This is a genomic window from Microbacterium sp. str. 'China', from assembly GCF_002993305.1.
Classification (GTDB): Bacteria; Actinomycetota; Actinomycetes; order Actinomycetales; family Microbacteriaceae; genus Microbacterium; species Microbacterium paraoxydans.
The window spans coordinates 2,780,218-2,806,069 of sequence record NZ_CP027434.1 but is presented as its reverse complement, the minus strand read 5'-3'; the positions used below and the strand labels follow the sequence as shown (position 1 = coordinate 2,806,069).

At 71.7% G+C, this 25,852-nt stretch carries 25 protein-coding genes and 1 tRNA gene; 17 read left to right on the top strand and 9 right to left on the bottom strand.

Annotated features, from left to right (window positions below; genetic code table 11):
- Nucleotides 1-2: 2 nt before the first annotated feature.
- A complete protein-coding gene (locus tag C6C15_RS13645) occupies nucleotides 3-929 on the bottom strand; it encodes a hypothetical protein (RefSeq protein WP_105950343.1) in 927 nt (308 codons plus the stop codon).
- Between the two features lie 369 nt (nucleotides 930-1,298).
- Here C6C15_RS13645 and C6C15_RS13640 point away from each other — a divergent pair, with 369 nt between their 5' ends.
- From C6C15_RS13640 to C6C15_RS13620, 5 genes are all read left to right on the top strand, one after another.
- The gene (locus C6C15_RS13640; protein WP_199787657.1) at nucleotides 1,299-2,276 is read left to right on the top strand and encodes a glycosyltransferase family 2 protein; all 978 of its coding nucleotides are present in this window, start codon (nucleotides 1,299-1,301) and stop codon (nucleotides 2,274-2,276) included.
- Nucleotides 2,276-3,640, top strand: coding sequence for a polysialyltransferase family glycosyltransferase (locus C6C15_RS13635; protein WP_105950342.1), 1,365 nt, complete (start codon nucleotides 2,276-2,278; stop codon nucleotides 3,638-3,640). The genes C6C15_RS13640 and C6C15_RS13635 overlap by 1 nt, the downstream gene beginning before the upstream one ends.
- Before the next feature lie 11 nt (nucleotides 3,641-3,651).
- Nucleotides 3,652-4,812, top strand: a complete 1,161-nt coding sequence (locus C6C15_RS13630) for an acylneuraminate cytidylyltransferase (RefSeq protein ID WP_105950341.1) — start codon at nucleotides 3,652-3,654, stop codon at nucleotides 4,810-4,812.
- A 92-nt stretch (nucleotides 4,813-4,904) separates the two neighbouring features.
- Nucleotides 4,905-5,777, top strand: a complete 873-nt coding sequence (locus C6C15_RS13625) for an N-acetylneuraminate synthase family protein (protein WP_025102446.1) — start codon at nucleotides 4,905-4,907, stop codon at nucleotides 5,775-5,777.
- Nucleotides 5,774-7,180, top strand: a complete 1,407-nt coding sequence (locus C6C15_RS13620) for a DUF6716 putative glycosyltransferase (RefSeq protein WP_105950340.1) — start codon at nucleotides 5,774-5,776, stop codon at nucleotides 7,178-7,180. Before C6C15_RS13625 ends, C6C15_RS13620 begins: the two co-directional genes overlap by 4 nt.
- Before the next feature lie 18 nt (nucleotides 7,181-7,198).
- Here the strand turns inward: C6C15_RS13620 and C6C15_RS13615 are convergent, their stop codons facing one another.
- Nucleotides 7,199-8,026, bottom strand: a complete 828-nt coding sequence (locus C6C15_RS13615) for an SDR family oxidoreductase (RefSeq protein WP_105950832.1) — start codon at nucleotides 8,024-8,026, stop codon at nucleotides 7,199-7,201.
- A 220-nt stretch (nucleotides 8,027-8,246) separates the two neighbouring features.
- On the opposite strand from C6C15_RS13615, the gene C6C15_RS17140 reads away from it, so the two are divergent.
- A tRNA-Ile gene (locus C6C15_RS17140) sits at nucleotides 8,247-8,322 on the top strand.
- Between the two features lie 41 nt (nucleotides 8,323-8,363).
- On the top strand, nucleotides 8,364-8,804 hold the full coding sequence (gene arfB, locus C6C15_RS13610; protein WP_105950339.1) for an alternative ribosome rescue aminoacyl-tRNA hydrolase ArfB: 441 nt from the start codon (nucleotides 8,364-8,366) through the stop codon (nucleotides 8,802-8,804).
- Here the strand turns inward: arfB and C6C15_RS13605 are convergent.
- Complete coding sequence (locus tag C6C15_RS13605; RefSeq protein WP_025102437.1) at nucleotides 8,770-9,435, bottom strand: TetR/AcrR family transcriptional regulator; 666 nt, start codon at nucleotides 9,433-9,435, stop codon at nucleotides 8,770-8,772. The genes arfB and C6C15_RS13605 overlap by 35 nt on opposite strands.
- A gap of 70 nt (nucleotides 9,436-9,505) precedes the next feature.
- Between C6C15_RS13605 and C6C15_RS13600 the strand changes: the two genes are divergently transcribed.
- Nucleotides 9,506-10,783, top strand: coding sequence for an MFS transporter (locus C6C15_RS13600; protein ID WP_234024153.1), 1,278 nt, complete (start codon nucleotides 9,506-9,508; stop codon nucleotides 10,781-10,783).
- Between the two features lie 38 nt (nucleotides 10,784-10,821).
- Here C6C15_RS13600 and C6C15_RS13595 read toward each other — a convergent pair whose 3' ends face one another.
- From C6C15_RS13595 to C6C15_RS13585, 3 genes are all read right to left on the bottom strand, one after another.
- Entirely contained in the window at nucleotides 10,822-12,894 is a 2,073-nt protein-coding gene (locus C6C15_RS13595) for a bifunctional lysylphosphatidylglycerol flippase/synthetase MprF (protein ID WP_105950830.1), read from the bottom strand.
- 49 nt (nucleotides 12,895-12,943) lie between these two features.
- The gene (locus tag C6C15_RS13590) at nucleotides 12,944-13,597 is read right to left on the bottom strand and encodes a DsbA family protein (RefSeq protein WP_105950338.1); all 654 of its coding nucleotides are present in this window, start codon (nucleotides 13,595-13,597) and stop codon (nucleotides 12,944-12,946) included.
- 64 nt (nucleotides 13,598-13,661) lie between these two features.
- Complete coding sequence (locus C6C15_RS13585; protein WP_025102433.1) at nucleotides 13,662-14,081, bottom strand: hypothetical protein; 420 nt, start codon at nucleotides 14,079-14,081, stop codon at nucleotides 13,662-13,664.
- A gap of 74 nt (nucleotides 14,082-14,155) precedes the next feature.
- Between C6C15_RS13585 and C6C15_RS13580 the strand changes: the two genes are divergently transcribed.
- Genes C6C15_RS13580 through C6C15_RS13570 form a run of 3 tightly spaced genes read left to right on the top strand, consistent with a single transcriptional unit; the run spans nucleotide 14,156 to nucleotide 17,029 of the window.
- On the top strand, nucleotides 14,156-14,506 hold the full coding sequence (locus C6C15_RS13580; protein WP_025102432.1) for a PLD nuclease N-terminal domain-containing protein: 351 nt from the start codon (nucleotides 14,156-14,158) through the stop codon (nucleotides 14,504-14,506).
- Nucleotides 14,507-14,520: 14 nt separating this feature from the next.
- A complete protein-coding gene (gene menD, locus C6C15_RS13575; RefSeq protein ID WP_105950829.1) occupies nucleotides 14,521-16,170 on the top strand; it encodes a 2-succinyl-5-enolpyruvyl-6-hydroxy-3-cyclohexene-1-carboxylic-acid synthase in 1,650 nt (549 codons plus the stop codon).
- Between the two features lie 16 nt (nucleotides 16,171-16,186).
- Nucleotides 16,187-17,029: a polyphosphate kinase 2 family protein gene (locus C6C15_RS13570; protein WP_060921231.1), complete on the top strand. Its 843-nt coding sequence runs from the start codon at nucleotides 16,187-16,189 to the stop codon at nucleotides 17,027-17,029.
- A gap of 12 nt (nucleotides 17,030-17,041) precedes the next feature.
- Here the strand turns inward: C6C15_RS13570 and C6C15_RS13565 are convergent, their stop codons facing one another.
- Nucleotides 17,042-18,295 (bottom strand): isochorismate synthase, encoded by a 1,254-nt coding sequence (locus C6C15_RS13565; RefSeq protein WP_105950337.1) that lies wholly within the window; start codon nucleotides 18,293-18,295, stop codon nucleotides 17,042-17,044.
- Between the two features lie 35 nt (nucleotides 18,296-18,330).
- On the opposite strand from C6C15_RS13565, the gene C6C15_RS13560 reads away from it, so the two are divergent.
- From C6C15_RS13560 to C6C15_RS13535, 6 genes are read left to right on the top strand one after another with little or no spacing between them, the layout of a single operon-like run.
- Entirely contained in the window at nucleotides 18,331-18,894 is a 564-nt protein-coding gene (locus C6C15_RS13560) for a DUF402 domain-containing protein (RefSeq protein ID WP_105950336.1), read from the top strand.
- Nucleotides 18,891-19,610, top strand: a complete 720-nt coding sequence (locus tag C6C15_RS13555; protein ID WP_025102427.1) for a class I SAM-dependent methyltransferase — start codon at nucleotides 18,891-18,893, stop codon at nucleotides 19,608-19,610. Before C6C15_RS13560 ends, C6C15_RS13555 begins: the two co-directional genes overlap by 4 nt.
- Nucleotides 19,611-19,653: 43 nt before the next feature.
- Complete coding sequence (locus C6C15_RS13550) at nucleotides 19,654-20,715, top strand: polyprenyl synthetase family protein (protein ID WP_105950335.1); 1,062 nt, start codon at nucleotides 19,654-19,656, stop codon at nucleotides 20,713-20,715.
- Nucleotides 20,716-20,773: 58 nt separating this feature from the next.
- The gene (locus C6C15_RS13545; protein WP_025102425.1) at nucleotides 20,774-22,147 is read left to right on the top strand and encodes an FAD-dependent oxidoreductase; all 1,374 of its coding nucleotides are present in this window, start codon (nucleotides 20,774-20,776) and stop codon (nucleotides 22,145-22,147) included.
- Nucleotides 22,148-22,207: 60 nt separating this feature from the next.
- A complete protein-coding gene (locus C6C15_RS13540; protein WP_105950334.1) occupies nucleotides 22,208-23,239 on the top strand; it encodes a hypothetical protein in 1,032 nt (343 codons plus the stop codon).
- A 36-nt stretch (nucleotides 23,240-23,275) separates the two neighbouring features.
- Complete coding sequence (locus C6C15_RS13535; RefSeq protein WP_105950333.1) at nucleotides 23,276-24,286, top strand: alpha/beta hydrolase; 1,011 nt, start codon at nucleotides 23,276-23,278, stop codon at nucleotides 24,284-24,286.
- On the opposite strand, the gene C6C15_RS13530 is transcribed toward C6C15_RS13535, so the two are convergent.
- Together C6C15_RS13530 and C6C15_RS13525 are read right to left on the bottom strand one after the other, a co-directional pair.
- Nucleotides 24,277-24,909, bottom strand: a complete 633-nt coding sequence (locus C6C15_RS13530; protein WP_105950332.1) for a GntR family transcriptional regulator — start codon at nucleotides 24,907-24,909, stop codon at nucleotides 24,277-24,279. The two genes, C6C15_RS13535 and C6C15_RS13530, sit on opposite strands and share 10 nt — an antisense overlap.
- Nucleotides 24,910-25,324: 415 nt before the next feature.
- Entirely contained in the window at nucleotides 25,325-25,813 is a 489-nt protein-coding gene (locus C6C15_RS13525; protein WP_025102421.1) for a YajQ family cyclic di-GMP-binding protein, read from the bottom strand.
- Between the last annotated feature and the right edge of the window lie 39 nt (nucleotides 25,814-25,852).

Below are 25,852 nucleotides of genomic sequence, written 5' to 3'. Positions count from 1 at the left end.
GTCTACGTTCGCCGCTCCGTGCTCCCGCTGTGACGCCGGAGTCCGACGCGCGCGAATGGGATGCCCCGCACGATGCGTCGCCACGGATGCTCGCCCAGGGTCCACAGCAGCTCGTCATCCGGGTCCAGGGCCAGATCCTCGCAGCCGACCGGCAGGGCGACCGGGTGGCGGGTGAGGGCTTGGCGAGGTCCCGACCACAGCACTCCGGGGCGCAGGTGATCCGACTGTGACACGAGATAGTGGTCGCCCCACCGCACGGCTCCCTGCATATGCCGGATGCCGGGGATGAAGCGCTCGAGTTCGACGAAGCCGTCGGCGGAGTCTTCGGGGATCGCGAACTCGCCGACCACCCCGGTCTCCTGACCCCGGTACTCGCCGATGAGCACGCGGGGGAGCGGTGTCCCGTCCGCGTCGAACACCCGACCGACGAAGGAGCACCGGAGGGCGACGGGATGACGGCGGGTCCGCACCGCCACCACGGCCGTGCGTCGGTCCCGACGGCGTGCTCCTCCGCGCACCCGCTGGGCGTCGGCGCCGTGCACCCGTCGAAGCGCGCCCAGGTCGAACTCCCAGATGCCCTGCCCTGTCGCGGCGGCGAACAGCCGGTCGCCGACCCAGGCGAGACCGCCGGCGTGGATCGGGGCAGGCTGAAGGACGTCGTTCTCGTCGGTGATGGCCAGCACGATGTCGATGCGGCGGGCGCGTTCGCGATCCACGAGGGTCACCCGCGAGGCGAGGTGGCGCCCCGAGGCATCCTGGCGGAACCAGCTCACCGCGAGCGCTCGGCGTCCCCGGCGCTCTCCGACGTCGATGCCCTGGGGGTACCACCGCTGGGTCCACGAACGCGCGGTCAGCCAGCGCACCTCGACGCCGCCGCTCCGCCGCCGCCGCAGCACCGGTCGCGAGATCGTGTTCCAGGGCCACCGCATGCCTCCATCGTCCCCGATCCGACGGTGGTGTGCGAATTTTCACGGATTGACCTAGGTCGATCCGCGCGATCGAACGGACAGTTGTATCGTGTTACGTGTTGAGTGCTGATCTTCATGGAGTCGCTCTCGACGACGCCTCGCGGTTCGCTGGTGGGGGCCAGTACCGCCGCGGGGTGGCCGTCGCCTCACGGTGGCGGTTCACCGGGTGTTCGCATCCGGCAGTGCAACGCACTGGGGGTGTGGCTCGTTCGGGTGCGGGCCACACCTCAGCGCGCATCTCGCGCCGTCACCGGGCGTTCACCACGCGGTCGCCCTCCGGACACCGTCGCCTGTCAGGATGACGAGCCCATCGTCCATCCCGGGAGCTCCGTGCGCACGCCCCTCGTCACCGTCATCCTGCCTGCCAAGGACGCCGGGCCGTACATCGGCACCACGCTGGAGACGCTCACCCGGCAGTTCGATGATCCGGCCGCCCTCAAGCTCGTGGCGATAGACGACGGCTCGCGAGATGACACCGGCGCGCTTCTGGAGCACTACGCGGATCGGTTCCCGCGCGCTGAGGTGCTCCGCAATCCGGAACCGCGCGGGCTCGCCTCGGCACGCAACCAAGGGCTCGCGCATGTGGAAGGAGAGGCGTTCTGCTTCGTCGACGGCGACGACTGGATGCAGCCGCAGCGCCTCGCGGTCCTCGCCGCGCGCCTGCGAGAGCTCCGATGCGACTTCCTCCGGACGGATCATGTGACCGTCTCCGGGATGCGACGCGCGCTCGTCCGTGCTCCGTATCCGTGGCGGGAACGGGTCGTGCCGCCCCGGGAGGCGATCCTCCCCGTCGATGAGCCGAGCATGGTGGACTACCCGTTCGCCTGGGCGGGACTGCTGCACCGCCGCGTGCTCGACCGCGGGCTGGCCGCGTTCCCCTCCGGCCTCTTCACGGCCGAGGATCGTCCGTGGGTCTGGCGCCTGCACCTTGAGGCCGCCTCATTCGCCGTGGTGGACGCCCCGGCGCTGCTCTACCGTCGTGGCGTCGAGAGCTCGCTCACCCAGGTGCACGACCGCCGCCAGCTCGACTTCGCCCCGGCGCTGACCCAGGTGCTCGACCTCGTCCGGGCGGACCGCGAGGCCGACCGCTTCTTTCCGAAGGCCGTCTGGACCGCGCTCGCCCTCAGCGCGCATCACCTGGTGCGCTCACGGCGCATGACGCCGCCCGTGCGGAGGGAGATGCGCCGGCGGATCCGGCTGCTGTTGCAGGACCTCCCCGCCGCGGAGGTCGCCGGGGTGCTCGCCCGGCTCGACGGACCACGTCGGCGGGTGCTGGCGCGCAGCCTGCGCCGCGGAGGTCACGCCTGATGAGTCGCCTCTTCGCCCTGCACAGCGCCTACGGACTCGCCACCGCGGCCGCCGCGATCGACGCCGGGCTGCTCGACGCGGGCGCCGACGGCGGCGGTCGGATGGCGGAGCGGGTGCTCGTGCCGTTCACCTCGTCGCGCGTCCCGGAGACGGTCGTGGGCATCGCCGAGGATCCTGCGCTGCGCTCCCTCCGCGGCCGTTTCCATCGAGTGGAGGCGCTGGCCGACGTGCTCGGTCCCCTGCATCCGAGTGCGTGGGAGCCGACGGATGCCGACCTCCCCGTCTTGGGCCGGCTTCTCGCGCGAGCGTGGCGGCTCGACCCGCGGGAGATCGAGCTCTTCGTGCAGAGCCCCCAGGTCGCACCCGCTCGCACGCTCCTCTCCCTGTTCCCGGAGGCCCGGGTGACCATCGTCGGCGACGGCCTCATGACCTACGCGCCGATGCGGGTCCGGCTGCCGCATGCGGTTGCGGCACGCATCGAGCGCGTCGTGTACGCCGACGTGGTGCCCGGCGTCCGTCCGCTGGTGGGGTCTCCGCACGCGGTGCCTGTCCCGGTGCCTCCCGAGTCCTTCGCCGCTGCTCTGCGCGAGACGGGCGAATCCTCAGAGGGGCCCCCTGCTGCAGGGCCGGCGACCGTGCTCGTACTGGGACAGTACGTCGCGGCCCTCGGCCTGATGACTGCGGCCGAGGAGGTCGCGCTCCAACGGCGCCTGGTCGACCGGGCGGCGGAAGAGCGCCCGGAGCGGATCGTCTTCAAGCCCCATCCCGCGGCACCGCCGCAGCTCGCCCACGCCGTGCGCGCGCATGCGGAGAGTCGCGGTCTCACGTTCGTGGAGGATCGCGGTCGCCTGCCTGCCGAACTCCTGGCGGAGCGCCTCGACGCACGCGCCGTCGTGGCGACCTTCTCGACGGCTCTGCCCACGGTCCGTACCCTGTTCGGGCGGACGATCGGTGCCGCAGGGACGACGGAACTGCTCCGCACCCTCGCCCCGGTGGAGAACAGCAACCGCATCCCGCTGACGATCGTCGATGCGCTCACCCGGACGCCCTCGCCCTACGCCGACTCGGATCGGCTGCAGCTCCTCGTCGACGCGGTGGGCTACATGATGCAGCCGGAGATCGCAGGACACCTCCGCGTCCGGGCCGAGCAGTTGCTCGACGGCCTCGACGAGGAGGAACGCCGCCGCTACTTCGCCCCCGACCGGTTGGCTGCGCTCGCCCTTCCCGGGGGCTCGGCACCGCGCGGCGCGCGCGGCCTGCTGCGTCCACGCGGAGGCGTGGGTCGGGTCGAGGAATGGCGGCTCACGGCTGTCGGCGCCCGCCGCCGTGCGGGCCGAGCCTGGCGGGAGATCCGGGGACGATGAGGAGACACGACATGGACGAACGCGTGCGGCCGGCGGTGGCGATCATCCCCGCGCGGGGCGGGTCGAAGCAGATCCCGAGGAAGAACCTCGAGCGTGTGGGAGGGGTTCCGCTGGTGGCCAGAGCCGTGCACGCCGCGCGGGCGGCGGCGTGCTTCGATCTCGTGGTCGTCTCGACCGACGACGACGAGATCGCCGCGGTGGCCGAGGAGGCGGGTGCACGGGTGGTCCGGCGTCCGGCCGAGCTCTCCGGAGACACCGCGGCCTCGGAGGCGGCGATCCTCCATGCGCTCGATGAGCTGGAGCGCGACGGCGAGCGCTTCGAGATCGTCGCCTTCCTGCAGGCCACCTCGCCCTTCCTCCCGAGCGCGGCGCTGGCCGGTGCCGTCGGCGACGTGCGGCGGGGAGAGTCGGACAGCGCCTTCTCCGCCGTCGAGACCTACGGCTTCCTCTGGCACCGGGGGACCGACGGCACGGCGGAGGCGATCAATCACGAGGCCGGCCAGCGCCCTCGCCGCCAGGACCGAGAGCCGCACTACCTGGAGACCGGAGCCTTCTACGTCTTCCGGGCCGACGGGTTCCGCGCCCATCGACACCGCTTCTTCGGTCGTATCGGGATCGCCCCCGTGCCTGAGGAGACCGCGATCGAGATCGACGACGACGCACAGCTACAGGCCGCTCGGGCCCTCGCCGTTCTGCACGAACGGCCCGGGCGCGTCCCCGCCCGCGCCGTGGTCACGGATTTCGACGGCGTGCACACGGACGACACCGCGATCATCGACGCCTCGGGCGGGGAGCGGGTGCGGGTCAGCCGGGAGGACGGGATGGGCGTCGCGCTCCTGCGGCGGGCGGGGGTGCCGATGCTGATCCTCTCCACCGAGGTGAACCCGGTGGTGCGAGCCCGAGCCGACAAGCTCCGTGTCCCCGTCCTGCACGGGATCGACGACAAGGAGGCTGCGCTCCGACAGTGGGCCCGGGAGCAGGATGTGGCGCTCGCCGACGTCGCCTACCTCGGCAATGACGTCAACGATCTCCCCGCGATGCGGATCGTGGGCTGGCCGGTCGCCGTCGCGGACGCGTACCCGCTTGTGCGGGCGGAGGCACGCGTCGTGCTGCGGCGGCGCGGCGGCGATGGAGCCGTGCGTGAGCTCGTCGAGCGGGTGTTGTCGAGCTGACGGTCCCCGGTAACCGTCCCGTCGGCCGGTGTTCACCCGTGGCCCGTAGTCAGGAAGGACGGGGTGAAAACCGCTCGACGACCGGAGGAATCATGACTGTCAGCATCGGATCGCACGTGATCGGCGGCGGCCGTCCCGCCTATGTCATCGCGGAGATCGGCCTCAACCACAACGGCGACGTCGACATCGCGAAGCGCCTCATCGACGTCGCGGCCCGAGCCGGCGCGGACGCGGTGAAGTTCCAGAAGCGCACGCCCGAGATCTCCACGCCGGAGCACATGCGCGACGTGCCGCGGGAGACGCCGTGGGGAACGATGACGTACCTCGACTATCGCCGTCGGGTGGAGTTCGGCCGTGACGAGTACGTCGAGATCGGCGACCACGCCACGATGCAGGGCCTGGACTGGTTCGCCTCGCCGTGGGACGTGCCGAGCGTCGCGTTCCTCGAAGACCTCCACGTCGTGGCGCACAAGGTCGCGTCGGCGAGCTTGACCGACACGGAACTGCTCGTCGCGCTGCGGGAGACCGGGAAGCCGGTCATCCTCTCGACGGGCATGTCCACGATGGAGCAGATCGATCGTGCGCTGGACACGCTCGGCACCGACCGCGTCGTCCTCATGCACGCGACCTCGACCTACCCCCTCGAGCCCGAGGAGGCGAACCTGCGGGTGATCGCGACCCTGCGAGACCGCTACCCCGGGATCCCCGTCGGGTACTCGGGACACGAGCGGGGCCTGCAGATCTCGCTCGCCGCGGTCGCGATGGGGGCGGTCGCCGTGGAGCGCCACATCACGCTGGACCGGACGATGTGGGGCTCCGACCATGCCGCATCCCTGGAGCCGGGAGGGCTGGAGCACCTGGTCCGCGACATCCGGGTCATCGAGAGCGCGGTGGGCGACGGCGTCAAGCGCGTGTTCGACAGCGAGCGCGCGCCGATGGCGAAGCTCCGCCGCGTGCCCGCATGACCGCCGATGCCGGGATGCGTGTGGTCGCCATCGCGGACGCCGACTCGTTCGTGAAGTGGGCGGCATCGCTGCTGGGGGCCGTGCCTGGTCTGCGGTCGCAGCTCCTGCTGGTGCGCACGCCGCTGACGGTGAGTGGCGCGCAGCAGGATGCGGCACTGGCGGGCACCGGCTTCGGCGCCGCTGACGTCACTCGGCTAGACCTCGATCGCGTGGTCGGATGGCTCGAGGCCGAGCGCCCTGACGTCGTGCTGCTCGCCGGGCGGGGACCGTTCGTCCGGCTCCTCGGCGGAATCGTCGATGCGCTGCCGCATCGCCCCGTGACCGTCTCCGGGCTTCCCGGCATGGCGATCCCCGCGCAGCGTGGGGCGCTCGACTATCGACGACACACCGACCTGCTGATCGTGCACTCGCACCGCGAGCGCCGGGCGTTCGCCGAGCTCGGCGAGCGCATCGGGGTGCAGATGCCGCTCGCGCTGGCGACCCTCCCCTTCGCGCGGGGACGCGAGCGGTGGGGCGGCAGCCGTCTCCGGGAATCCAGGGCGGCCGGATCCCTCTCCGCGGGTACGGGCGGAGTCGCTCTCGCGGAGCGTCGTGTCGCCGCGACGCCATCGGCGCTCCGCCGGCCCGGGGCGACGGACGTCGTCTTCGCCGGGCAGGCCCTCGTCCCTGCCCGCCCCGAGCAGCGAGCGGCGATCGCCGCCCTGCTCGTGCGCGCCGCGGAGGCCGAACCGTCGCGCCGGGTGGTCGTGAAGCTGCGGTCCCGTCCGGGGGAGGCTGAGACCCACCTCGACCGTGATCCGTACACCCGGCTCTTCATCCATGGCCGCCCGGCGAACCTCGTCTTCTCGCACGCGCCGATGGCGACCGCTCTCGAGTCCGCCGCCGGCCTGGTCACGGTGAGCTCGACGGCGGCGGTCGAGGCGCTGGCCCACGGGGTTCCCGTGATCGCGCTCGACCGCTTCGGGGTGCACAAGAGCCTGCTCAACACGGTCTTCATCGGAAGCGGTCTGCTGGGCGGCGCCGGCGAGGTCGTCGCCGGCCGATTCCGCCACCCGCACCCGTCCTGGCTCCGCGACAACTACTTCCACCCGGAGGCGGAGTCGGACTGGTGGGACCGGGTACAGGAGCTCGTCGCGCTGCGGCGGGCCGGCGCCCTGCCGCATCGCCGGGTGCCCCCGGCCCGGGGTGGGGCCTGGCATGAAGCCTGGCGTCGCGCGAGCGTGCTCGGCCGCACGGACCGCTCCCTCACCGGACGCCTCGCGCTCGCCGCCGGCGTGCCCGCGACGCGTGCGCTCTCGGTGCTGCGTTCGGGCCGCCGTCGGACCGGTCAGGACACCTGGGCCGACCCGACCACGGACTACACGCTCGAACCGAACCCGTTCCAGGACTCGATCCGCCGCTGAGTCACGGCCGGTCCGCGCTCAGACCGTGCGCCAGTCGTGGCTCTCGATCGCCGCGCCCGCCTGGGGTCCCATCTGCAGCATCCCGCCGTCGATCACGACGGAGGCGCCGGAGATGTAGGCGGCCTCGGGCGAGGCGAGGAACGCGATCAGGGCGGCGACCTCGCGGGCGTCGCCGGGGCGTCCGAGCGGGATGCCGGGGCGGTCCTCGGTGTGCGGGTCGGTGTCGGTCTGCCCGGTCATCGGGGTCGCGATCTCACCCGGAGCGACGCTCACGGCGCTGATCCCATACCGGCCGAGCTCCAGTGCGAGGTTCTTCATGAGTCCGCCGAGGCCATGCTTGGCGGTGTCATACGCGCTCGCCCCCACCATCGGCTGGTGCTCGTGCACGCTGGTCACGGAGATCAGCCGCCCACCGCGCCCCGCGGTGACCATCGACCGGGCCGCCCGCTGCAGGCAGACGAAGGCTCCGGTGAGGTCGGTGTCGAGCACCCGGTTCCACTCCTCGAGCGTCACGTCGAGGAACGGGGTCTGGAGCCCGGCCCCCGCGTTGTTGACGAACACGTCGACGCCGCCGAGTTCCGCGATCAGCCCGTCGACCACGTCGCCGCACGCGGGGATGTCGGAGACGTCGAGCTGTGTCACCACCGCGCGGGCGCCGTGGCTGCGCACCTCGTCCGCGGTCTCCTGGGCGCCGGCCTCGTCGCTGTGCCAGGTGATGCCGACGTCGATACCCGCCGCGGCGAGGGCGACGGCGGTGGCGCGGCCGATCCCGGAGTCGGCGCCGGTCACGATCGCGCGGCGGGCCTCGGCCTCCAGCCGCGCCTGCGGCTCTCCGGCCTCCGCCATCGGCGTAGGGGTCTTGTCGTTGTGCTGAGATTCGGACATGTCGGCCTCCTGCTCGGGCGTCATCGGTGCGAGCGACGGTACGGCGGCGGCGCGGCGCGGTCGAACCGGTTGACGGCGAGCGACGGCGACGCTAGCCGTCTCCGTCATCCGGCGACTCATGGTGTTATCCCAGGCAACGGTTCTGGCGGGGATGATCACGGCCGGGTAACGTCATCCCCATCGCGGCGATCCGGGCGGTCCCGGGCCCCGGCTAATATCCGGAGGCGTTGCGGGTTCGACTCCCGCCGTCGCGTCCACTCCGTCCTCGGCTCGTCCGTTCATCCCGGATGATGGAGGTATGCCTTCCGCCCCTCGCCCCGGACTCCGGGTGTCCGCGGGGCTGACGATCCCGGAGGCCGAACTGTCGTGGCGGTTCTCGCGATCGTCGGGGCCCGGCGGTCAGGGCGTGAACACCACGGACTCCCGGGTGGAGCTGGTCTGGGATGCGGCGAACTCCGCGGCCCTGTCGCCGACGCAGCGCGACCGGATCCTGGAGAGGCTCGGCGGACGGCTGGTCGACGGCGTGCTGACGATCGCCGCGTCCGAGCACCGCGCGCAGCTGCGCAATCGGGAAGCTGCGCGGGATCGGCTTTCCGCCCTCGTCGCGGAGGCGGTGCGTCCGCCGGCGCCCGCCCGGCGGGCGACGAAGCCGAGTCGGGGGTCGAAGGAGCGGCGGCTGACGGCCAAGCACCGCCGCACCGACGTCAAGAGCCTGCGGCGGCGCCCCCGCGAGGACTGACGTCCGGACCCGTCTGTGCGCTCCGCGAGCCGGTGAGCCGCTCCTCGATCGGGGCCCAGCCGTTTTCGAGGAGAGCGGAGCCGGCGTCGAGCACCGCCTGCTGGTCGTCGCTCTCGGTGACGAGGATCTGCATCTGCAGGACGAACCGCGCGTACACCCGGACCTCGGGGGTGGGGGTCGGGATGCCGAGCTCCTCGGCGATGGCCGCGGCGAGCGCATCCTCATGGCGCAGCCACATCTTCGACGCGTAGTCGCGGAGCGCCGGCGTGTCGTTGAGGAAGCGCAGGAAGACGCGGGCCACGTCGTCACCGTGCTCGTCGAGGTTGGCGCCGACCTCGGCCGCATAGAAGTCGTGGATGGCCCGGTTGATCGTCACGCCGGTCGGCCGGTCGCGCACCGCCGAGACGAGGCGATCGCGCTGCTCGTCGTCCTCGTCGAAGACGAGCGCCTCCTTCTGCGGGAAGTGGGCGAACACGGTGGTGGGGGAGACATCGGCGGCGTCGGCGACCTCGCGGATGCTCACGTTGTCGAATCCGCGCTCCAGGAACATCCGGGTGGCCACGTCGGAGATGTTCTTGCGGGTCGCGGCCTTCTTGCGCTCGCGGCGGCCCGGGGGTGGGGGCGTCGTCATGCGGCCACCTTATCGCGCATCCGAACCAAAACTGTATTGACACCAAAACTGGTATCGCTACACTTTCGGTATGACTTCACCTCATCTCCCCGTTCGCGGCGCCGGCCGCGCCTGGGTCATGCTCGTCGTCCTGACGATGCTCACGGTCATCGGCATGACCGTCGTCCTTCCTGTCCTGCCGTTCGTCGTGCTGCAGTACGTCGCGCACGAAGACGACCTCGCCCTCTGGGTCGGGGTGCTGGAAGCGGTCAACGGACTGTGCGCCTTCCTCGCCGCACCGCTCCTCGGGCGGCTCTCCGACCGATTCGGACGACGACCCGTCATCATCGTCGCGGCGTTCGGAGCGGCCTTCTCGATGGCCCTGTTCGGCCTGGGTGGGGCGATCTGGGTGCTCGTGCTCGCGCGTGTCATCCAGGGGCTGACGGCGGGAGACCTTCCCGCCCTGTTCGCCTACCTGGCCGACATCACGCCACCCGAGAAGCGCGCGCAGCGCTTCGGGCTCCTCGGCGCGCTGACCGGGATCGGCACCATGATCGGCCCCGCCATCGGCGGTCTGCTCGCCGCGATCGACCTGCGCCTGCCCGTGTTCCTCACCGCGGCGGTCGGTCTCACGATCGCGGTCCTCAGCATCTTCCTGCTGCCGGAGAGCCTGCGGCCGGAGAACCGCATCGCCCGGATCGCTCTCCGCGACGTCCAGCCGTTCGGCGTGTTCCGTACCGCGTTCGGTCGGCCCGAGCTCCGCGGGCTGATGATCGCGTTCGCACTGCTCGCGCTGCCGTTCGGGTTCTTCGTGAACAACTTCAGCGTGCTCGCCCTCGACGCCATCCAGTGGGGACCGACGCAGATCGGCCTGCTCACGGCGGGGGTCGGCATCATCGACATCCTCATCCAGGGCGTGCTGCTCGGCATCCTGCTGCCGCGGATGGGGGAGCGCGGCGTGATCGTCAGCGCCATCACCGCGCAGGCGGTCGGTCTCGCCGGTCTCGCGGTCGTGGCTTCCCTGCTCGCCCAGCCGTGGCTCTTCATCGTCGGGGCGCTCCTGCTCGCCGCCGGTCAGGGCGCGTCGCAGGCCGCGATGGACGGGGCGATGTCCAACGCCGTCGGCGACGACGAGCAGGGCTGGCTCGGAGGCGCCACGCAGTCCCTCAACGCCGCGATGGGCACGATCGCCCCGTTGATCGCGGCCGCCCTCTACACCGCGGTCAGCCATGCCGCGCCGTACTGGCTGGGCGTCGGGATCATGGTCGTCGCCGCATTCGTCGTCGCGCGAGCGCATATCGCGAACACCGCGAAGCGTCCCGTCTCGGAGACGCAGGACGCCGTCGGCGTCGCCGAAGCGCGGGTCTGAGCAGAAGGACCCGGCGCGGCGTCCAGGGTCCGCGGGGGTCAGCGCTCCCCGCGGACGAGCTCCACCCCCGCCCCGGCGAACTGCCGCAGCGTGGCATCGGGGAGGAAGGCCCGGGTGAGGGCGCCGCCGATGCGGGTGAGGTCGCTCTCGTCGCGGAAGAGCAGGTACATGGTCTCGTAGCGGGGGTGGAACTTCTCCTTGAACCGGTGCAGCGAGCGGAAGCCGTAGACGGGCTCGAGCGCGTCGGCGAGGCGCTCGCTCAACGCGGCGATCACCCCCGCGTCCGGCGGGTAGTCGTGTGCGAGCGGAGCGCCGGAGAGGGACATGATCTCGGCGCCCTCCTCCGAGAACTGCTGGGCGGAGGCGCCGATCAGGTACTCCATCACCGGTCCGAAGCCGCCCTCGCGGCGTCGCATGAGGTCGAGGGTCCAGCCGCGCACCACCCCGCCCTCCCCGTACACGGGCAGCCAGGACAGGAAGCCGTCGACGTCGCCGTTCGGAGCGATAGCGAGCGCGAGGCGGACCTCGGGGTCCTCCGCCTCCTCCAGGGTCCCGAGCGTGAACCGCATCTCCGGTAGGTCCTTGTCGCCGACCCATGCCTCGGAGATCGCGCGGAGCTGCTGCCGCAGTCCCCAGGTCTCCGCGGCGAGGTGGGTGAGCCGGAAGGTCATCTGCTCCCGCCCCGCCCGGTTGAGGGAGGAGCGCACCGGTTGCCAGCGCTTGCCGGTGAAGGTGAGGCCGGGGAGGTCGACGATCGTGTCGTCCGCCACCACGAGGCTGCGCCAGGTCTCCGGGACGGCCTCCCTCGTCGCCTCGTCCGCGCTGAAGAAGCACGGCACGAGGCCGGCGTCCTCGGCCGTGCGGATGAAGCCGCGCACTGCCGTCGCACGGGACTCCGCCGGCCCGATCGGGTCGGCGAGCGCCAGCGCGACGCCGTTGCGACGCTGATACGCGACGATCCCGCCGTCCACGCGGGCATAGCCGTTGCCCTCCCACGTCGTCATCCAGGAGAGCGTGCCGCCGCCATGTGCCCGCAGTTCGCGGCGGAGCTCGTCCGGCGTCGGGGCGGGCTGCCGGCCGACTCCGGTCGAGCGGCGAGCGCGGAACGCCCGCCGCACCGCGACGAGGTAGACCAGCACCAGTGCCCAGAGCACGCCCGTGGCGAGCGTGAGCTCGGTCTCCGCGTCGATCACCGTCTCGAGCTGCGCTTCGCTCGTGAGGATGATGAGGACCAGGACGAGGGTGGCGGCCAGCACGTTGAGAGGTCCGAGGATGACGGCGACGACCCACGCCCAGCGGCGACCGCGCCGCAGGCCGTTCGCGATGAACAGGATCACAGCGACGTCGATCGCCGTGTCGATGAACCCGCCGGACGCCGGGTCCGTGGGGCCGAACGGGCCATCGGTCGGCACGAGGACCGTGATGATCTCGATGGCCACGAGCGTGAGCACGGCCATCACGGCGATCAGCCGCTGCTCCCGGACCGTCGTGCGCCGCACGCGCAGGCTCCGGTCGACGAAGAGGATGAGCAGCACCGCGAACAGATGCTCGAGGTCGGCGAGCTTTCCCCAGAACATCATCGCGACGAACACGAATCCGAGCAGCACCAGCCACGCGCGCACCCGCCACGGCGGACGGAACAGCCCGACGGCGGCGGCGATGCAGGCCATGGTGCCCCCGGATGCGCCGACGTCGAGGGCCTGCGCCTGGGTCTGCGCCCACGCCCATGGCAGCTGCGACACGAGCAGCAGGAACAGGGCGGTGGCGAAGACGGCGAAGAGCTGTCCGACCGCGAAGTAGGCGACGGCGACCCGCGTGCCGCGACGGTGCTCCAGGAAGCCCATGCCCCAGAACCCGGCGATGGTGAAGAGGTAGACCCAGGGTTCATTGACGAAGAACGTCCCCGTGACCGGCGTCCACCACTTGCCCTCGGCCAGGCTCGGCAGCCCGTAGGCGACGGCGGGGAAGAGGGCCGAGTCCTCGAACGGCCGCCACAGCCCCTGCCAGATCACGCCGGTGAGCAGCACGAGACCGATCATCGTCAGCGTCGCCGGCGTGGTCCGCAGGGCCCCGAACAGGAGGCGGGCCGACGAGGGGCGCTCCGAGGTCATGCGCTCAGCGTAGAGGTGGGGCCGCCGCACGGCGACCCCACCCACCGGATCACTCGGCGACGGCCTTCGCGATCGCCTCCTCCAGGTCGTTCCACTCGACGAGCTCGACCTTCTCGCCGTCGACGAAGAAGGTCGGCGTGCTGCTCACGCCCAGCCGCTCGCCGTCGCGCTTGTCCTGCTGCACACGGGCGAGGGTCGCCGGATCGGCGACCGCGGCATCGTACGCGGCCAGGTCGAGGCCGAGGTCCTCGGCGAACGCGCGGAACACCTCGGGTGTCTCCGCCGACTGCTCGCCCCACTGCGCCTGCGTCTCGAACAACATGTGGAACATCTCCTCGAAACGGCCCTGCTGCGCGGCGGCCTCGGCGGCGAGAGCGGCCTGCGTCGAGTTCACGTGCCCGGGCAGGGGGAAGTACCGGGTGACGTACCGGATGTCGCCGTCGTAGGTGGCGCGCAACTCCTCCACGATCGGGTAGAACGCGCCGCAGGCCTCGCACTCGAAGTCGAGGAACTCGACGACCGTGACGGCGTCGGGGCCGCCCTCGTCGAGCACGTGGGAGTCGGTGCGGACGGTGGGCAGCTTCTCGCCGGCCTCGGGGTCGGGCTGCGCGGGCTGCTGGCTGAGGGCATAGACGATGCCGACGACGAGCAGCACGACGGCGACGGCGACGGCGATCAGGGTCGCCTTGACGGGGGTCTTCATGGGGTCTCCAAACACGGGTGATACGACGAGAGGTGCCGCGGAGGCGGCTGGAACCGGCGTCGGATCAGGTGCGGGAGATGGAGAGCTGGATGAGCGAGACCGCGGGCACGAACGGGCGGGGGCCGGCGCGGAACCGTGTGGTCGCCCGGGGGAGGAGATCGCGGAACCGCAGGCCGCTTCTGGTGCGCAGGTGCCGGAAGAGAAGGACGAGGGCGACGCAGCAGAGAGCTGCCGCCGCGCACGCCGCCGCGGCGGCCGGATCCGCCGGTGCGACCTCGGTGACCGGTCCCGCAGCCGAGGTGTCGACCGGCTGCGAGACGCCCGGGGCGAGGCACAGGGTCGCGTGCGCATCCGCCGTCCCGTGCGAGGCCGACCACGCGCCGACGACGAGCAGGAGCGCAAGGCCGACGGCGATGACGATCCGGCTCTGCAGGATCCGCTCGGCGCGCGCTCGCGGCGTCGGGACGGGGGCGAGGGGCGGCATGTCCCGCGCAGTCTAGCAACGGACGCTTTGCCCGCCCCGGGCCCGTCCGACCCCGACATGCCTACACTGGAGGGGTGGCGAGACTACTGATCGTCGGCGGCTTCCTCGCCGCCGTGTTCTGGGTGTACAGCATCGTCGACTGTGCCGTGCAGCCGGCGACGCGGCACCGGGGCGTGCCCAAGGCCGCCTGGGTCGCCATCGTCGTCCTCATCCCCGTCATCGGCGGGATCCTCTGGTTCGTCATCGGCCGTCGCCGGGCCAACGACCAGGGCGTGCCGCGCACCGTCGCCCCCGACGACGACCCCGCGTTCCTCCGCAGCATCAGCAAGGCGGAGCAGGACGCCCGCATCCGTCGTCTCGAGGAGGAGCTCGCGCGGCTCGACGAGGAGACCGACGAGCCGCCCGCCGCGGATCCGCGCCCGTGACGTCGTCGCCGGCGATGGAGGCCGCGGCCTCCCTGTTCGCCGACCTCGTGTCCCACGGCGTCCGTGATGTCGTGGTGTCTCCCGGCTCGCGGTCGCAGGCTCTCGCGCTCGCCGCGGCGGCCTTCGCCGACGAGGGCGCGCTGCGCGTGCACGTGCGGATCGACGAGCGGGTCGCCGGATTCACCGCCCTCGGCATCGCACGGGAGACCCGGGTCCCCGTCGCGCTCGTATGCACCAGCGGCACGGCTGTCGCGAACCTCCTCCCGGCCACGATGGAGGCCTTCCACTCCGGGGTGCCGCTGCTGCTGCTCACCGCGGACCGGCCTCCCGAGCTGCGGGGAGTCGGGGCGAATCAGGCGACCGTCCAGGAGGGGCTGTTCCACCCCTGGGTCCGTGCGCAGCTCGACGCGCCCGTCCCCGGAGACGGCACGTGGGACGGCCTCGCCGCGCGCGTGGTCGGCCTCGCGCTCGGAGCGGCGGAGCCCGAGTCCGGCCTTCCCGGCGTCGCCGGCCCCGTGCACCTGAACCTTCCGTCCCGCGAGCCGCTGTCGGGTGCGATGCCGACACGGACGCTGACGCCGGGGGAGGCGCCGCGCCTGCCGGAGCCGGAGGCGTTCGCGCTGGAGCGCGGGCCGCGCACCGTGGTCCTCGCGGGCGCCGATGCGGGTGCCGCGGCGGAGGAGATCGCCCATGCCGGTGGGTGGCCGCTCATCGCGGAGATCGTCAGCGGCGCGCGCTTCGGACGCCAGGTGGTGCACGGGTATCGTCGGCTGCTGTCCCGGGACGACCTCGGCGGACGCGTCGAACGGGTGGTCGTGCTCGGACACCCGACGCTCAGCCGCGAGGCCGCACGGCTGCTCTCCCGCGCGGACGTGGACGTGATCGCGGTCCGCAAGGGCGGCGAGGAGCTGAATCTGAATCACCGCACGCGCGCCGTCGCGGCCGTCACGGTCGCCCAGGGGGAGACCGACCGGGAGTGGCTCGGCGCGTGGATGCGGGCCGCCGCCGATGAGGCCGTTGATCTCAGCGAGAACGCCCCGGACACCGAGGGGCTCTCCTCCACCGACTTCGCCGCCCGTCGTGAAGCCGTGCGCGCGGAACTCGACGCGGTGCGACGCCCGCTCGACCGGGAGCGCCTCGTGGATGCGGTGTGGCGGGCCACCTGGCCGCATGACCGTCTGGTCTTCGGATCGTCGCGCCTCGTCCGCGTCGCCGACGAGGTGCTCGGCGGCAAGAAGGTCCCCGTGCACGCCAACCGCGGACTCGCCGGGATCGACGGCACGATCGCCACCGCCACGGGTATCGCCGTCGCCAGTCAGGCCGCCGGGGCCCCCGGCGTGACCCGCGTGCTGCTCGGCGACCTCGCGTTCCTCCACGACGTCGGTGCGCTGCTGTTCCCGAGCGACGAGAGGGAGCCGCGCCTCCAGGTCATCGTCGGCAACGACGGCGGCGGGACGATCTTCGACGGCCTGGAGGTGGCGGGCACCGCGCCGGCCGCACATCTCGATCGCGTGTTCTACACCCCGCACGGGGTGCGCCTGGAGCACCTCGCGCTCGCCTACGGCTGGGAGTATCAGCGGGTCACCACGCGCACCGCTCTCGACCAGGCGCTGACGACGCCGCGCGGCGGTCGCCAGATCATCGAGGTGCCGCTGCCGCGGTGACTGGCATCATGTGCGTATGAACGCGCACACCTGGACGCAGAACCTGCGGGTGCGGCCCGGCTTCCGCCTCGCCGACGTCGACCCCGACAGCAAGCCCGGCTATGACCACGGCAAGTCCCGCGGCACGGCCGACCTCGACGCGGGTCTCGAGCGCCTGAACGACCTGCAGGAACGGCTGTTCGCCGAGAGCCGGGTGGGCACGGCGCAGGACGCGGTGCTGCTCGTCCTGCAGGCGATGGACTCCGCAGGCAAGGGCGGCATCGTCCGGCACGTGGTCGGGGGCGTCGATCCGCAGGGCGTCGCGCTCGCCGCGTTCAAGGCGCCGACGGCGGAGGAGCGGCAGCACGACTTCCTGTGGCGCGTCGAGAAGAGACTGCCGGAGCCCGGGTTCATCGGGGTGTTCGACCGCTCGCACTACGAGGACGTGCTCATCGGACGAGTACGGCAGCTCGCCGACGCCGCCGAGATCGAGCGGCGCTACGACGCGATCAACGCGTTCGAGGAGCGCGTCGCGGCCTCCGGCGTCCGCATCGTCAAAGTCATGCTGCACATCTCCCCGGAGGAGCAGAAGGCGCGGCTGATGGAGCGCCTGGAGCGCCCGGACAAGCACTGGAAGTACAACCCGGGCGACGTCGACGAGCGGATGCTGTGGCCGCAGTACATGGAGGCGTACCAGACCGTCTTCGATCGCACTTCCACCGAGGCTGCGCCCTGGTACGTCGTGCCGGCGAACGCGAAGTGGTACGCGCGGCTGGCCGTGCAGGAGCTGCTGCTCGCAGCCCTCGAGGACATCGATCCACAGTGGCCGGTCGCCGACTTCGATGTCGAGGCCGAGAAGAAGCGCCTCGCCGCGAGCTGACCGCGGCGGACGTCAGGCCAGCGCGTCGACGAGGGGACGGAATTTCACCCGCGTCTCGAGAAGTTCGCTCTCCGGATCCGATCCGGCGACGATCCCGGCCCCGGCGTAGGCGGTGACCGTGATCGCGTCCTCCGTCGTCGTGAACTGCGCGCACCGCAGGGCGATGGCCCACTCGCCGTTGCCGTCCGCGTCGACCCAGCCGACCGGTCCGGCGTAGCGCCCGCGGTCGAACGGCTCGAGCTCCCGGATGGCGGCGATGGCCGTCGGTGTCGGGGTGCCGGCGACGGCTGCGGTCGGATGGAGTGCGCGCACGAGGTCGAGGGCGGAACGACCGTCCTCCAGCTCGCCCTCCACATCGGTCGCGAGGTGGAAGAGGTTGGGCAGCTTGAGGAGGAAGGGCTGCTCGCTCGCCGCGAGGGCCCTGGTGTACGGGCGGAGGGATGCGAGCACGCTCTGCACGGCGTACTGGTGCTCGTCGAGGTCCTTGGTGCTGGAGGCGAGGTGCGCGGACGCGGCGGTGTCCGCGTCGGCGTCGGCCCCGCGTCCGATCGTCCCGGCGAGCACGCGCGCGGTCACCGTCCGGTCCTGCACCGTGACGAGGGTCTCCGGGCTCGCGCCGATGAGTCCGTCCACGGCGAAGACCCAGGTGTCCGGGTACCCGGTGGCGAGCGCGCGGACGAGCCGCCGCAGGTCGGAGCCCGCGGGGATGGTGCCCTGGAGGTCGCGGGCGAGGACGACCTTGCTGAGCTCGCCGTCCGCGATGCGGTCCAGCGCGCCCCGCACGGCGTCCTGGTAGCCCTGGGGGCTCTGCGCTCCGGGGCCCACGGTCCCCGCCCAGTGCGGTCCGTACTCCGCGGGCTCGACGGCACCCGGCGCACGCTCGTCGTCGGACCGGCGGATGCGGGTCTCCCAGAAGCGGTCGCCGTGGCGGCCGAGGATCCGCGACGGGATGACGAGCACGCTGTCGGCGCGCGAGTCCTCGTCGAAGGTGAAGGCCCCGAACGCGACGAGTCCGGTTCCGGGGAGTCGCAGCGGGTCGGAGACCGCGGCCGCCGCCGCGAGACCCTGCCAGTGCGCCGCGAGGGTCTCGGTGCGGGTGCGCCCCTCCTCGGCCGACGGGCGGAGCTCGGCGAACGGCTCGCCCACCGCCACGATCCCGTCGCCGCGGCGGAACCAGGCGAGCGGGCGGGCGGGGTCCGCGAAGGAGAGGAGGTCTTCGACCGGGTCGATCTCTCGGGTCTCCACGACCAGGGGGGTGTGCTGCACGACTCCAGCCTATTCCGCGGACGTAGGGTGGGCGGATGAGCGATGCGCGTCCCGCAGCCGGTGCCGAGATGATCTTCCAGTGGCGCAAGTGGGACGGGTCGCCGCACTGGCGCCACGAGTGCGTGTACCTCGGTGCCGATCGATGGGGAGACTGGGTGGGGCAGCCCGCCGGCTGGCACAGCGCCCGCCCGGGAGCCGAGTTCCACGCCGCCACGCCGAACGTCACCCTCGTCCCGCCGAGCGCCGACTTCGCGCTCACCGTCAATCGCCGCCACCCCCGGGGGATGCGCATCTACATCGACCTCGGGTGGGATGTCCGGTGGTCGGACGACCCGCTGCTCGCGACCGGGATCGACATGGACCTCGACGTCGTCCGCGTGGAGGGGGAGCGCGGCACCTGGGTGGACGACCGCGACGAATGGGCGGAGCACAGCGCCCGCTACGGCTACCCGGCCCCCGTCATGCGGCATCTGGAGGAGCTGGCGCTCGACCTCGAGACGAGGGTCAGGGAACGCACGGCGCCGTTCGACGACGCCACGGCCGATCCCTGGCTGGACCGGCTCGAAGCGCTGGACCTCGCGCCTAGACTGGACGCGTGACCGCGAACGACAAGAACCGCGCCGATCTCGGCAAGGACCCCGCCCGCGTCAGCGGCATGTTCGACCAGGTCGCCGCCGGGTACGACCGCACGAACACCGCGATGACGTTCGGCAACGACGCGCTCTGGCGGGCCGCGACCACCCGCGCCGTCGCCCCGAAGCCGGGGGAGCGCATCCTCGACCTCGGCGCGGGCACGGCGTCCTCCTCCGCCTCCCTCGCCCGCAGCGGCGCGCAGGTCGTCGCAGCGGACTTCTCGCCCGGCATGCTCGCCGAGGGCCAGCGCCGCCACGGAGCGATGCGCAACCTCTCGTTCGTGCAGGCGGATGCCACCGCCCTGCCGTTCGCGGACGACGAGTTCGACGCGGTGACGATGTCGTACGCCCTGCGCAACGTGAACGACCCGAAGAAGGCGCTGCGTGAGCTCTACCGGGTGACCAAGCCGGGCGGCCGCCTCGTCATCAACGAGTTCTCCACCCCTCCGGGGAAGCTCTTCCGCGGGGCCTACCGGTTCTACAACGCGCAGGTGCTCCCGCGCGTGGCCCGGGTCGCCGGAACGAACGGCGACGCCTACGACTATCTGAACGAGTCGATCCGCGACTGGCCCGACCAGAAGCGGCTGTCCGCATGGATCAGGGAGGCCGGCTGGCAGGACGTCGCCTACCGCAACCTCACCTTCGGCATCGTGGCCCTGCACCGGGCGCGCAAGCCCGCGTGAGCACGGCGCGAACGGCGGCACCCGACGCAGGTAGGCTGGGAGCGTGACTTCGAGCCCCAGCGCCCCGGGTTCGCGACTCGCGAGCCGTCTCGGCTTCAGCGATCGCGTCTTCGTCGGTCCCGCCGCGCGTCGCATCGCCCGCACCATCGAGGACGGACTGGAGCTGGTCGAGACCGGGCTCGCGGACGACGTGCGTGTCGCCGACCCCCTCGCCGACGCCGCCAGCCGCTATCTGTACGAGGCCGGGGGCAAGCGCATCCGCCCCGTACTGACGCTGCTCGCGGCGCAGCTCGGCGACGGCAACACCCGAGAGGTGATCGACGTCGCGAAGGCACTGGAGATCACGCACCTCGGCTCGCTCTACCACGACGACGTCATGGACGGCGCCGACCGCCGCCGCGGTGTCCCCGCCGCGCAGACGGTGTGGGGCAACAACATCGCCATCCTCACCGGCGACATCCTCTTCTCGCGCGCCAGCCAGCTCATGTCGCGGCTCGGCGAGCGGGCCATCCGGCTCCAGGCCGACACGTTCGAACGCCTGGTCCTCGGGCAGATGCACGAGACCCTCGGTCCGCAGCCGGACGACGACCCGATCGCGTTCTACATCCAGGTGCTCGCGGACAAGACCGGTTCGCTGATCGCCGCGGCCACCCAGGGCGGCGTGATCTTCTCGAACGCCCCCGCGGAGTACGAGGAGCCGCTGCGCGTCTACGGCGAGAAGATCGGCGTCGCCTTCCAGCTCCTCGACGACGTGATCGACCTGTCGGCCAAGCCCGAGGAGACGGGCAAGGTCCCGGGCACCGACCTGCGCGCGGGTGTCCCGACCATGCCGTACCTCCTGCTCAAGGCGGAGGGCGACGACGCCGCGGCCGACCTCGCCGCCCGCATCGACGACGGCGTGGCCCTCATCGCCGACGGCGCCGACCCGGCGATCCTCGACGGACCGCTGGACGAGCTCCGCGACCACGTCGTCACCCAGAAGACCCTCGAGCTCGCCCACGCGTGGACGCAGGAGGCGATCGACGCCCTCACCGCACTTCCGCGCGGCACCGTGCGCGAAGCGCTCACCCGATTCGCCGAGACCCTCGCCGAGCGCTCCAGCTGACACCGCGCACGGGCCCCGGGCCCGGGTGTCTGCCGCGACGGCACACGAAAGGACCTCCATGACCAAGCTGAGACTGGCCATCGTCGGCGCAGGCCCCGCGGGCATCTACGCCGCGGACATCCTGCTGAAGGCCGAGCGCAAGTTCGACGTGTCCATCGACCTGTTCGAGCAGCTTCCGGCCCCGTACGGGCTCGTCCGGTACGGCGTCGCCCCCGACCACCCCCGCATCAAGGGCATCATCACCGCCCTGCGCGACGTGCTCGACCGTGGCGACATCCGCCTCTTCGGCAACGTCCGGTTCGGCGAGGACATCACGCTCGACGACCTCAAGAAGCACTACAACGCGGTCATCTTCGCCACCGGAGCGATCCGTGACACGTCGCTGGACATCCCCGGCATCGACGCGGTGGGCTCCTACGGCGCCGCCGACTACGTGAGCTGGTTCGACGGCCACCCCGACGTGCCGCGGGAATGGCCGCTGGACGCCGCCTCGGTGGCGGTCCTCGGCAACGGCAACGTCGCCCTCGACGTCTCCCGCATGCTCGCGAAGCATGCGGAGGACCTTCTCGTCACCGAGGTCCCCGAGAACGTGTACGAGGGACTCAAGGCGAGCGCCGTCACGGACGTGCACGTGTTCGGCCGCCGCGGCCCGGCCCAGGTGAAGTTCACGCCGCTGGAGCTCCGCGAGCTGGGGGAGCTGCGCGACGTCGACATGGTCGTCTACGACGAGGACTTCGACTACGACGAGGCCTCGAAGGACGCGGTCGCGAGCAACAAGCAGGTCATGGTCATCGACCGCATCCTGCAGTCATGGCGCAAGCGCGACTCCGTCAACAACGCCGGCGGCACCGCCTCGCGCCGCCTGCACCTGCACTTCTGGGCGCGCCCGGTCGAGGTGCGCACCGACGAGAACGGCCGTGTCGCCGCTCTCGTGTACGAGCGCACCCAGCCGGACGGCCAGGGTGGCGCGGTCGGCACCGGAGAGCTGCGCGAGGTGCCCGTGCAGGCGCTGTATCGCGCGATCGGCTACTTCGGCTCGCCGCTGCCCGGCGTCCCCTTCGACAAGAAGCACGGCGTCATCCCGAACCACGAGGGCCAGGTGCTCGCGAAGGACTCCAACGACCGCGTCCCCGGCGTGTACGCCACGGGGTGGATCAAGCGCGGCCCGGTCGGCCTCATCGGCCACACGAAGTCCGACGCCATGGAGACCGTCCGTCACCTCATCAACGACCAGGGCTCGTGGTGGCACCCGGAGGACCCGTCCGAGGAGGCCATCCCGGCACTGCTCGCCGAGCGTGGCGTCGCCTGGACCGACCTGGACGGCTGGCACCGCCTCGACGAGCACGAGATCAGCCTCGGCGCGCCCCAGGAGCGTGCACGTGTGAAGGTCGTCCCGCGCGACGAGATGGTGCGCGTCTCCCGCGGCGAGTGAGTCGTCTCGGCGCCGGGGCGTGCTCCCGGCGCCGGGTCCCCGCAGCCCTAGGCTGAGGCCATGCGACCTCGTGCACTCCTGGCCCTCGGCGCCGTGGCCGTGCTCCTGCTGTCCGGCTGTGCGCCCGAACCCGAGGTGAAGCCCACCGGCACGCCGACGGCCGCCGCCACGGTCGCGCCCACTCCCGCGTCGGCGGAAGCGCCCACTCCGGCCTTCGATGTGGACTGCGCCGACGTCGCCGAAGCGATGTCGGGCTCCGCCGGCGAGGTCGAGGGTGAGGTGGCGGAGGTGCTGGGCGTGTGGTCGTCACCGAGCTGGTACCCCGGTCCCGCGCAGCACATGTTCCAGCGGGCGGGCGGCATCGCCTGCTCGGCGGGGACGGCTGAGCGCAACTGGGAGGTCACGATCCTCCCCGGGGCCGAGGAGACGATCACGGGCGCGGAGTCCCGCGGCGGGTACTACGGTGAGGAGTCCCGCTGCGAGAGCGGCGGATACTGCTTCTTCCAGCTGGTCGACGGCGACGTCCTGGTCTCGGCGACCGTCGTGGATCCGGAGAAGGGGCCTGACGATACCGCGACGCTCGAGGAGGCCCTGCGCGGACTCGGCGCCGCAGCCGTGGCGTCGCTGCGTGAGGTGGATGTGCTGGAGAGTGCGGTCGAGGGTGTGGACTGCACGCGGTTCCTCACCGCGACGGAGCTCGCAGAGCAGGTCGACGCCGAGGTGCACGTGATCGACGCGTTCGGCGGATGGTCCATCCCGGCCGAGGTCTACCAGGAGCGCAACGGTGCGCGGATCTGCTACTACGCCTCCGGGGACGACGAGTACGCGGCCCAGGGGTACATCATGCTCACCACGCTGCCCGGTGGCGCGTGGGCGTTCGACGAGCTCGAGGACGGGGAGGAGATCGCGATCGAGGGCGTGGATGCCGCCCGCACCGGCGTCGACGAACTCCGCCGTCCGGTGCTCGATCTTCGCGTGGGTGCGGACTGGCTGCGTCTCACGACGTTCGACGGGTCGGGGATCGACGACCTCGCGCCGATCGCGGCCACCATCGCGGACGACTTCGCCGTCGCCCGTCCGGGCGGCGAGTGACGCCGTGGGCTAGCCTGGGCGCGAGGGGGAGGACGCATGGCCGAGTGGGTTCCGGATGTTCTCGGCGATGAGTTCGCCCAGCTCACCCTCGACCTCGGCAGCGACGAGCAGGGTCCGGTGGTCGCCACCCTCGTGCGGGCTCTGCCGGCTCCGGTTCCGTGGTGGGAGCGCGCCCGGCGCCGTCGCCCGTTGCTCGAGGGCGTGGACGTGCTCTACATCCACGGGTGGTCGGACTACTTCTTCCAGAAGCGGTTGGCCCGATTCTGGACGGCTCGCGGTGCCCGCTTCTTCGCCCTCGACCTGCGCAAGTACGGGCGCAGCCTGCGCGAGGGCCAGACCCCGGGCTACATCACCGACCTGTCCACCTACGACGAGGACATCGCCGCGGCCCTGGACGCGATGGGGCACGGCGAGGACGGCGAGGAGAGCGGGCGACGCCTGATCCTGTTCGGACACTCGACCGGCGGCCTGACGCTGAGCCTGTGGGCGGCCCGGCATCCCGGCGCGGCCGATGCCCTCATCCTGAACAGTCCCTGGCTCGAGTTCCAGTTCGCCCCCGTGCGCGCCGCGATCGCCCCGATGGTCGAGTTCCAGGCACGGATCCGGCCGCTCGACGTCGCGCCGCAGGTCGACCTCGGCTACTACACCCGGGCGCAGCAGGAGGTGGCCGACCCCGACGACCCGATGGAGGTCAACACCGCCTGGCGTCCCGTGCAGACGATGGCCGTGTACGCCGGGTGGCTCAACGCGATCCTCACCGGGCACAAGGCCGTCGCCGCGGGTCTCGACATCGCGGCGCCGGTCTGCGTCCTGCTGTCGAAGCGGTTCGTGCCGCCGACCCGGTGGTCGGAGGAGCTGACCTCCGCCGACTCCGTGCTCGTCGTCGACGACATCGCCCGCGCGGCCCTGCGGCTGGGTTCCACGGTGACCGTCGAACGGATCGACGGCGCCCTGCACGACGTGTTCCTGTCCCGACATGAAGCCCGGGAGGACGCGTACCGCCGCCTGCACCGCTGGGTCGTCGGCTGGCGCGCCGTTCAGACGTAGTACATCGCGCGTGCGAGGCGCTCCGCCTCATCGCCGTCGCCGGAGCGCACCGCGTCGGCGAACCCCGCATAGACCTGTCGCATCCGCTCGCGATCGCCGGGACGCACGACCCACCCGCGCAGGTTCCGGGTCACGGCGACGGCGACATCGTCGATGAGCATCCGGTGCTGGCGGTTTCCGCTGTGGTCGGCGAGGTAGGCGAAGACGGCCCATCGCGCCCGTGCCGTCGATGCGCCGTCGGCGAGCGAGTCCTGCATCCGCGCGATGAGCTCCAGGACCCGCTCGCGTTGGACGGCGCTGAGTCTCGGCACCGCCATCCGCGCCGTGATGCCGCCCTGGTAGCCGGCGAACTCCAGCGATTCGGCCACCACCTGCGGCGTGACCATCGTCACCTCCGTGTACCGGCTCGGGTACATCGTCACCAGTCCCAGTCGCTCCAAGCGCTGGAGCGCTTCGCGCACCGGCGTCCGCGAGACGTGGAGCTCGTCCGCCACGTCGACGTCCCGGATCCGGTCGCCTTCGGCGAACTCTCCCTCCGTGATCAGCCGCCCGATGTGGTGGAACACCTCATCCGCCAGCAGCTGCTTGTTCTCTCCGATGCTCTTCGACTCGATCTGCCCCATGGCCCAGCCCCCGGTCGTTCTTGGTCTGCGACCGACGTCCACTCCCGGGCGGTGAGGGAGCGACGGTCGCAGGATTGCCGTCATGCCTCCACGGGGGGGGCCGATCCGCGTGGGGGCGCGCAGCGGGCGGGGAGGCTTGTCATGAACCCGGGACCGGTCGGCGTGCGACGTCGGCAGACCCCAGGCCGACGCGAGCTTCGGGGGCCCGCGCCGCTCCCTCCCCTGAGCCGGCGTGGCATCCTCGAAGCGCATCCACCGCGGCGATCGGGTGTCGGACGGGGATGGCGTCGGAGTCGTGACGAATCACGACCGCTTCCAGTCTCGACGAAGAACACCGATATCTCGGTATGCGTTGACCGGGGAAAAGAAAGGGCCCGGGATGACTCCCGAGCCCTCGCCTCCGACGCGAATGGCGTCAGCGGTAGTTGATGAACTGCAGATCGATGTCGAGGTCGCTGCCCTTGAGGAGCGCGATCACGGCCTGGAGGTCGTCGCGGCTCTTGGACTGCACGCGGAGCTCGTCGCCCTGGATCTGGCTCTTCACGCCCTTGGGACCCTCGTCGCGGATGATCTTGCCGATCTTCTTCGCGTTCTCCGAGGAGATGCCGTCCTTCAGGCTCGACAGGATGCGGAACTCCTTGCCGCTGGCGAAGGGCTCTCCCGAGTCGAGGCTCTTCAGGGAGATGCCGCGCTTGATGAGCTTGGACTGGAACACGTCGAGGACGGCGTTCGCGCGCTCCTCGGTGTTCGCGGTGATGAGGATCTGCTCGCCGCTCCAGGCGATCGAAGCGCCGGTCCCCTTGAAGTCGTAGCGCTGCTCCACCTCTTTGCGCGCCTGGTTCAGGGCGTTCTCGGCCTCCTGGCGATCCACTTTCGAGACGATGTCAAAGGAACTGTCAGCCATGACTCAACTGTATCCGCGGGGGTGCGGAAAGTCCCGTGA

Excerpts from the sequence above, each read along its gene's own strand:
- C6C15_RS13645 (WP_105950343.1), bottom strand. The coding sequence starts at position 929 with ATGCGGTGGCCCTGGAACACGATCTCGCGACCGGTGCTGCGGCGGCGG.
- C6C15_RS13635 (WP_105950342.1), top strand. The coding sequence starts at position 2,276 with ATGAGTCGCCTCTTCGCCCTGCACAGCGCCTACGGACTCGCCACCGCG.
- C6C15_RS13630 (WP_105950341.1), top strand. The coding sequence starts at position 3,652 with ATGGACGAACGCGTGCGGCCGGCGGTGGCGATCATCCCCGCGCGGGGC.
- C6C15_RS13625 (WP_025102446.1), top strand. The coding sequence starts at position 4,905 with ATGACTGTCAGCATCGGATCGCACGTGATCGGCGGCGGCCGTCCCGCC.
- C6C15_RS13620 (WP_105950340.1), top strand. The coding sequence starts at position 5,774 with ATGACCGCCGATGCCGGGATGCGTGTGGTCGCCATCGCGGACGCCGAC.
- C6C15_RS13615 (WP_105950832.1), bottom strand. The coding sequence starts at position 8,026 with ATGGCGGAGGCCGGAGAGCCGCAGGCGCGGCTGGAGGCCGAGGCCCGC.
- arfB (WP_105950339.1), top strand. The coding sequence starts at position 8,364 with ATGCCTTCCGCCCCTCGCCCCGGACTCCGGGTGTCCGCGGGGCTGACG.
- C6C15_RS13605 (WP_025102437.1), bottom strand. The coding sequence starts at position 9,435 with ATGACGACGCCCCCACCCCCGGGCCGCCGCGAGCGCAAGAAGGCCGCG.
- C6C15_RS13600 (WP_234024153.1), top strand. The coding sequence starts at position 9,506 with ATGACTTCACCTCATCTCCCCGTTCGCGGCGCCGGCCGCGCCTGGGTC.
- C6C15_RS13595 (WP_105950830.1), bottom strand. The coding sequence starts at position 12,894 with ATGACCTCGGAGCGCCCCTCGTCGGCCCGCCTCCTGTTCGGGGCCCTG.
- C6C15_RS13590 (WP_105950338.1), bottom strand. The coding sequence starts at position 13,597 with ATGAAGACCCCCGTCAAGGCGACCCTGATCGCCGTCGCCGTCGCCGTC.
- C6C15_RS13585 (WP_025102433.1), bottom strand. The coding sequence starts at position 14,081 with ATGCCGCCCCTCGCCCCCGTCCCGACGCCGCGAGCGCGCGCCGAGCGG.
- menD (WP_105950829.1), top strand. The coding sequence starts at position 14,521 with ATGGAGGCCGCGGCCTCCCTGTTCGCCGACCTCGTGTCCCACGGCGTC.
- C6C15_RS13570 (WP_060921231.1), top strand. The coding sequence starts at position 16,187 with ATGAACGCGCACACCTGGACGCAGAACCTGCGGGTGCGGCCCGGCTTC.
- C6C15_RS13560 (WP_105950336.1), top strand. The coding sequence starts at position 18,331 with ATGAGCGATGCGCGTCCCGCAGCCGGTGCCGAGATGATCTTCCAGTGG.
- C6C15_RS13545 (WP_025102425.1), top strand. The coding sequence starts at position 20,774 with ATGACCAAGCTGAGACTGGCCATCGTCGGCGCAGGCCCCGCGGGCATC.
- C6C15_RS13540 (WP_105950334.1), top strand. The coding sequence starts at position 22,208 with ATGCGACCTCGTGCACTCCTGGCCCTCGGCGCCGTGGCCGTGCTCCTG.
- C6C15_RS13535 (WP_105950333.1), top strand. The coding sequence starts at position 23,276 with ATGGCCGAGTGGGTTCCGGATGTTCTCGGCGATGAGTTCGCCCAGCTC.
- C6C15_RS13530 (WP_105950332.1), bottom strand. The coding sequence starts at position 24,909 with ATGGGGCAGATCGAGTCGAAGAGCATCGGAGAGAACAAGCAGCTGCTG.
- C6C15_RS13525 (WP_025102421.1), bottom strand. The coding sequence starts at position 25,813 with ATGGCTGACAGTTCCTTTGACATCGTCTCGAAAGTGGATCGCCAGGAG.